Below are 6,143 nucleotides of genomic sequence, written 5' to 3'. Positions count from 1 at the left end.
TCCCGCGCCGTGCATTCTACAGCTTCCGTCGCGGTTGTCACGGACTAAATCAAAAAATGTTTTTCCATTCAGAGATTTATGATCGCGTTCAGGCGCCTTTCGTGAGTTTGCGATGGATGTGCAAGGCGCGATGCTGCGTGTGTCGGCGCTTCAGGCCGATGATGGCGCCGGGCGATGCGGAGCATGCCCCAGAGCAGCGCCAAGGCCACTGAGATCCAGCCGAACAGCATCAGAATGAGAATGAAGGCAGGGGTTATCACGTCGTGCGTCCTTTGCAGCTATCGCAACCTGTACCTGTTCAATGGACTCTGGCGTGGCGGGACGGTTCCGAGACGATTCATTCATAAAGCGGCGGGCACTCTGTCCTCGTACATCGGCCTAATGAGGAAATGGCAGGGAGGAGACCGTCATGCGTGCTGACCTTCCACTCATCATCGGTATGACGCTGATGGTGATCGGTGCCCTGGCGCAGGGCGCCCAAGGCTCTGCTTCACCTGTAGTTACGCTCGAGGAGAGCGCTCCGCCTGATGGTGGGGCGGCTGGCAAGGGATCTATGGGAACGGGTACGGGCATTGGCCGCCTGCCGCCCTCTAACGAAAGGAACGAGGCGTTCGATGGTTCGCTGACAAGGCCACTCGCTCCGGCTGATCGTAATGCTGGCGAGCCGGGGCATGGCGGTAACGAGACCGACATGGTCCATCACCGTCGTCCGCAGCGGGAGAAGTCGAAACAGTGACCGTCACTGCTTTCGGACTTTTCTGAAGCGAAGTTAACGACCTCGCACGGCTCGGAGATGGCGGCCTATCTATGCTCGTCATGCTCCAAGTGGCGGCCAGTGACATCCTGTGATTCATAACGGGATCCAGCCTCCGTACAATGCCGCCTTTTTCAGCGAGACGACTTTGACGATGCAGATCGCCTTGGCACCCATGGAAGGTCTGGTCGACGAGATCCTCCGAGACGTGTTGACCCGCGCAGGTGGGGTTGACTGGTGCGTCACCGAGTTCATCCGTGTATCGGATCGGTTACTGCCGCAGAGCCACTTTCGCAAGCTTGCCCCGGAACTGGAGAACGGCGCCGTCACCCGTGCGGGGACGCCACTGCGGGTGCAGTTACTCGGCTCCGATCCGCAATGTCTTGCGGACAATGCCGCGTATGCGTGCAGCCTGGGCGCGCCGGCGATCGATCTGAATTTTGGTTGTCCGGCGAAGACGGTCAACAAGTCCCGTGGCGGCGCGGTGCTGCTCAAGGAGCCGGAACTGCTGCATGCGATCGTGTGCGAGGTGCGACGCACGGTTCCGGCCGCCACGCCGGTGACCGCGAAGATGCGGCTCGGTTTCGATAGTCCGGCCGGGGCGCTCGATTGCGCCCGCGCGTTGGTGGCCGGCGGAGCCGAGCAACTGGTGGTGCATGCGCGGACCAAGACGGATGGCTACAAGCCACCTGCGCATTGGGAGTGGGTAGCGCGGATCCAGGATGTTGTGACTGTGCCGGTGTATGCCAACGGCGATATCTGGTCGCTGGCCGACTGGCGGCGCTGTCGTGAGATCAGCGGTGTCGAGGACATCATGCTGGGGCGTGGGCTGGTTTCCCGGCCGGATCTCGCCAGGCAGATCGCTGCGGCACGAGCGGGACGGGATGTGGCGGCGATGGACTGGGCGGAGTTCTCGCCGATGCTGGTCGATTTCTGGCAGCAGGCGCGGCGCAAGATTGCTCCGCGTTATGCACCCGGACGCCTGAAGCAGTGGCTGGCCATGCTTACCCGTAGCTACCCCGAGGCGCTCACACTTTTCGGCGAGCTGCGCCGGGAGAACGATTGTGCGCGTATCGATGCCTTGCTCGGTGAGTGTGTGCGGTCGAGCAGCAGGGCGTTCGCCGAGGCCTGATCCGACGTCAGCGTGCGCCGCTGACATCCAGCAGCGCGCCGCTGGTATAGCTGGCCTGCTCGCTGGCCAGCCAGAGGATTGCCTCGGCCACCTCGTCGGGATAGCCACCACGCCCTATCGGGACGCTGGCCTTAACACGCTCGACGCGATTCGGTTCGCCACCACTGGCGTGGATCTCGGTGTGGATGATACCGGGGCGCACCGCGTTGACGCGGATGCCGTCGCTGGCGACTTCCTTGGCCAGGCCGATGGTCATGCTGTCGATAGCGCCCTTGGCCGCAGCGTAATCAATGTATTCGCCCGGCGCGCCTAGTCGCGCTGCGACCGACGACAGATTGACGATGGCGCCTCCCTGACCGCCATGTCGGGTAGACATGCGCTTCACCGCCTCGCGTGCGCAAAGGAAGCTGCCGACCACATTGACCGCCAGGACCCGGCTCAGGCGAGCGCCATCCATATCCTCCAGACGCATCTGCCGCTCCAGCATGCCAGCATTGTTTACCAGCACGTCGAGGTGGCCGTACTCCCGATCCAGAGTCTCGAACAAGCGCAATACCTGGGCTTCGTCGGCGACATCGGCGGCCACGGCAATGGCCTGGCCACCGTGCGCACGAATTTCGGCAACCAGCTGATTGGCCGCATCCGCCTGCTGTCGATAGTTGAGACATAACGCGTAGCCGCGGCGGGATGCCAGGCGGGCGGTGGCCGCGCCGATACCTCGACTGGCGCCGGTGATCAACATCACTTTGCTCATGGTCCGCTCCTGATGAAAGCCGGTTTGGCAGCCCTTGAAATCTATCAGGCGATTCCTATCTAGGGGATGCGGGATGCCGAAGACGGGTTCCGCACAGTCCACTCGCTGATATTCAGGAGAGCTTTACCATGACCGCTTTTTCCATGGCCCCACTGTTTCGTCAATCCGTTGGTTTCGATCGTTTCAACGATCTGTTCGAGTCGGCCCTGCGCAATGACGCCGGCAGTTCGTATCCACCCTATAACGTCGAAAAGCACGGGGATGACCACTATCGCATCGTAGTTGCGGCCGCCGGTCTGCAGGAGTCCGATCTGGAGCTACAGGTTGAGCGCAGCGTGCTGACCATCAGCGGTGGCAAGCGCGAGAATGAGGCGCAGAACGTCGCTTACCTGCACCAGGGCATTGCCCAGCGGGCGTTCAAGCTGTCGTTCCGCCTCGCCGATCACATCGAGGTCCGCAGCGCCGCACTGAGCAATGGCTTGCTCAATATCGATCTCGAGCGTGTTGTGCCGGAAGAGGCGAAGCCTAAGCGCATTCCGATTAATGCTGGGGAGCGACCAGCGCTGGAAAGCTAAGCAAAAAAGGGTGCCGCGAGGCACCCTTTTCGTTTCAGTGATCAGCATCTGCCTTGTAGCAAGGCGCAAAACTCCACTTCGGGAAGCGGCGGGCTGAACAGATAACCCTGATAGAGGTGGCAGCCCTGCAATTGCAGCATGTCCAGCTGTGCCTGCTGCTCAACGCCTTCGGCGATGACGGCCAGCTGCATGCTGGCGGCGATGGTGATGATCGCGCGAATGATCTGCGCGTCGTTTCCATCGACGATGGCGTCGCGCACGAATGACTGGTCGATCTTCAATAGGTCCACCGGCAGCCGCTTGAGGTAGGTGAGCGAAGAGTAGCCGGTACCGAAATCGTCCATCGCGAAGCTGACGCCGAGATTGCGCAGCCGATGCATCTTGGCGATGGTGTCGTCGAGATTCTGGATGACAATGCTTTCGGTGATTTCCAGCTTTACCATTTGCCGCGGCAGACCGCTGCGTTCCAGGGCGAGCGAGACGCGCTCGACAAAGTCGTTCTGGCGGAACTGACGAGGGCTGATGTTGACGCAAAGGCTGAATTGCTCGGCTGACACCAGCCGCTGCTCCAGCAGTTTGGCGGTAATCCGGCACGCCTCGTCGATGACCCAGCCGCCGACATCGATGATCAGCCCGCTTTCTTCGAGAACCGGAATGAACGTCTGCGGTGACTGTGGGCCGAGTGACGGATGACACCAGCGCAGCAGAGCTTCGGCGCCGATGATCAGGCCGCTGCGGGCATCGACCTGGGGTTGCAGATGCAGTTCGAACTCGTTGCGCATCAGCGCCAGGCGCAGCTCGTTCTCCAGTCGCAGGCGTGCACTGGCAGCTTCCTGCATGCTTGTGCGAAATAGCTGGATAGCATTGCGGCCGGCGTCCTTGGCGCGGTACAGGGCGATGTCGGCTCGTTTCAGCAGGTCGGCCGGCGTGTCGCCGTGGTCGGGAATCAGCGCGATACCGATACTCGGGGTGACCTGCAGGCGATGGCCGTCGAAGAGCATTGGCTCAGCGAGCAGCTTGCGTAGCTTCTCCGCCACCTGGCGCACATGACGGGTGACCTGCGAGCGCTTTCCCGTCAGACCGGTGAGCAGTACCACGAATTCGTCGCCGCCCAGCCGCGCGACCGTGTCCTCATGGCGGATGCTGGCTTCCAGACGTGCGGTGATCATCTTCAGTACCGCATCGCCGACGGGGTGGCCGAGCGAGTCATTGATGCGTTTGAAATGGTCCAGATCGAGAAACAGCAGGGCGCCGCGCAGCTCGTGTCGCTTGTGCAGGGCACTCTGCTGACTCAATCGCTCCATCAGCAACGTGCGGTTCGGCAGGTTGGTCAGGGGATCGTGATAGGCCATGTGATGGACCTGCGCCTGGGCCGCCTTCAGCTGGCTGACATCACGGGCTGTCAGCAACAGGCATTCAACGCCGTTGAGCTCCATCGGCTCGACGGACACTTCGATCGACTTGATCTGGCCGCTACGGTCCTGGCCGATCATCTCCTGATTCACCATCCGTCCTTCGCGCTGCACCGTGGCGATGATTTGCGCACGTTGGTCGCCGGGCCACAGACGCAGCTCAGCTGCAGAGCGCCCGATTACCTCCGTAGGGTGATAGCCGGTCAGCCGATAGAAGCCTTCGTTGACCTCGATAAACTTGCCGGAGTGCCGTTCGCTGATAGTGATGGCATCGGCGCTGGTACGGAACGCCTTGGCGAACTTCGCTTCGCTGGCGCGCAATGCCGCCTCTGCCTGCTGGCGCTTGGTGATATCGCGGAACGTGGTGATGATGCATTGCCGACGTTCGACGCGGATGAAGCGGCAGGACACCACGCAAGTGACCACGCGGCCGTCGACGGTATGGAACTCCGCCTCGGCATTCTCCAGGCTGCGGTCGCGTGACAGCTGTGCATACAGCATCTGGCGACGCGTTTCGTCCTTCCAGAAGCCGATTTCCGGCGCCGTTCGACCGACGATCTCCGTGGCTGACCAACCGAATGTCTTGCTGAAGCTCGGATTGATTTCTAGGAATCTGCCGTCGCGGATTCGCGTCAGACTGATGGGATCGGGGCTGCCTTGGAACAGCGTGGCGAACTTCTCCTCCGATGCACTCAGACGCTGTTCCCGCAGTACCCGCTCGGTGATGTCCATGATGATGCCGGCCATGCGCAGCGGCTTGCCGGATTCGTCTCGATATAGTCTGGCGGTACTTTCCAGATGGCGAATGCTGCCATCGGCAAGCTGCGCCCGGTAAACCACTTGATACACCTGATTGCGCCCGCTTATCAGGTCGGCATAGGCCTGGCGCATTTTCTGGCGATCGTCGTTGGGGACGTGAGCGAAGAACTCCTGGAACGAGCCTTGATATGCACCGGTCATTGCGCCCTGCAGATCGGATGCTCGCGCCGATGCATAAAGTTCGCCGCTTGGGATATGCCAGTCCCAGGTGCCCAGATCGACCGATTCCAGCGCCAGCTGGAGACGTTCCTGGCTCTGCTGGAGTGCTTCGGCTTGCAGGTGCTGCTCGGTGTTGTCGCGAATCACACCAATCAGCATCGGTTGCCCGGCTTTATGTGCCCGATGACGCTGACCAGTAATCTCTAGCCAGCGCAGGCTGCCATCCGGCCAGCGAACCCTGTGCTCCAGACGTATGTGTCGCTCGTCGTTGCGTAGCACCGATTCGAACAGGCGCGCGACCGTCGAGCGATCCTCCTCGGCGACCAACTGCAGATACTCGACCCCGTTGGCTGACAACGGACCGTCGTCGAGACCGAACAACGTCTGGCTGTGACGTGACCAGAACACCCTGCCGGTGTTCAGTTCCCAGGCCCAGACGCCAAAATTGGCATCGCCCAACACGGTCAGCATATCCGTGGCGTCTTGCCAGGGTTGCTCGCTTTGTGTGGGGTCGAACGGCCAGATGCGCGGTTGTTGA

The 6,143-nt window shown here is 61.4% G+C and carries 6 protein-coding genes; 3 read left to right on the top strand and 3 right to left on the bottom strand.

The features are described 5' to 3' along the window. Positions 1 to 68: 68 nt before the first annotated feature. The gene (locus N8H22_RS20100) at positions 69 to 257 is read right to left on the bottom strand and encodes a hypothetical protein (RefSeq protein ID WP_264590631.1); all 189 of its coding nucleotides are present in this window, start codon (positions 255 to 257) and stop codon (positions 69 to 71) included. Between the two features lie 152 nt (positions 258 to 409). On the opposite strand from N8H22_RS20100, the gene N8H22_RS09770 reads away from it, so the two are divergent. Together N8H22_RS09770 and N8H22_RS09765 are read left to right on the top strand one after the other, a co-directional pair. After that, positions 410 to 736, top strand: a complete 327-nt coding sequence (locus tag N8H22_RS09770; protein ID WP_264590315.1) for a hypothetical protein — start codon at positions 410 to 412, stop codon at positions 734 to 736. A gap of 172 nt (positions 737 to 908) precedes the next feature. Further along, a complete protein-coding gene (locus N8H22_RS09765; protein WP_264590314.1) occupies positions 909 to 1,886 on the top strand; it encodes a tRNA-dihydrouridine synthase family protein in 978 nt (325 codons plus the stop codon). Between the two features lie 7 nt (positions 1,887 to 1,893). Here N8H22_RS09765 and N8H22_RS09760 read toward each other — a convergent pair whose 3' ends face one another. After that, on the bottom strand, positions 1,894 to 2,640 hold the full coding sequence (locus N8H22_RS09760) for an SDR family oxidoreductase (protein ID WP_264590313.1): 747 nt from the start codon (positions 2,638 to 2,640) through the stop codon (positions 1,894 to 1,896). 128 nt (positions 2,641 to 2,768) lie between these two features. On the opposite strand from N8H22_RS09760, the gene N8H22_RS09755 reads away from it, so the two are divergent. Further along, positions 2,769 to 3,215: an Hsp20 family protein gene (locus N8H22_RS09755; protein ID WP_264590312.1), complete on the top strand. Its 447-nt coding sequence runs from the start codon at positions 2,769 to 2,771 to the stop codon at positions 3,213 to 3,215. Between the two features lie 41 nt (positions 3,216 to 3,256). Here the strand turns inward: N8H22_RS09755 and N8H22_RS09750 are convergent, their stop codons facing one another. Then, positions 3,257 to 6,076, bottom strand: a complete 2,820-nt coding sequence (locus tag N8H22_RS09750; RefSeq protein WP_264590630.1) for an EAL domain-containing protein — start codon at positions 6,074 to 6,076, stop codon at positions 3,257 to 3,259. Between the last annotated feature and the right edge of the window lie 67 nt (positions 6,077 to 6,143).

This window comes from Stutzerimonas sp. S1, assembly GCF_025966695.1.
Lineage (GTDB): Bacteria > Pseudomonadota > Gammaproteobacteria > Pseudomonadales > Pseudomonadaceae > Stutzerimonas.
Note: the sequence above shows the minus strand (reverse complement) of the source record. Positions and strands in the feature narration are given on the sequence as shown.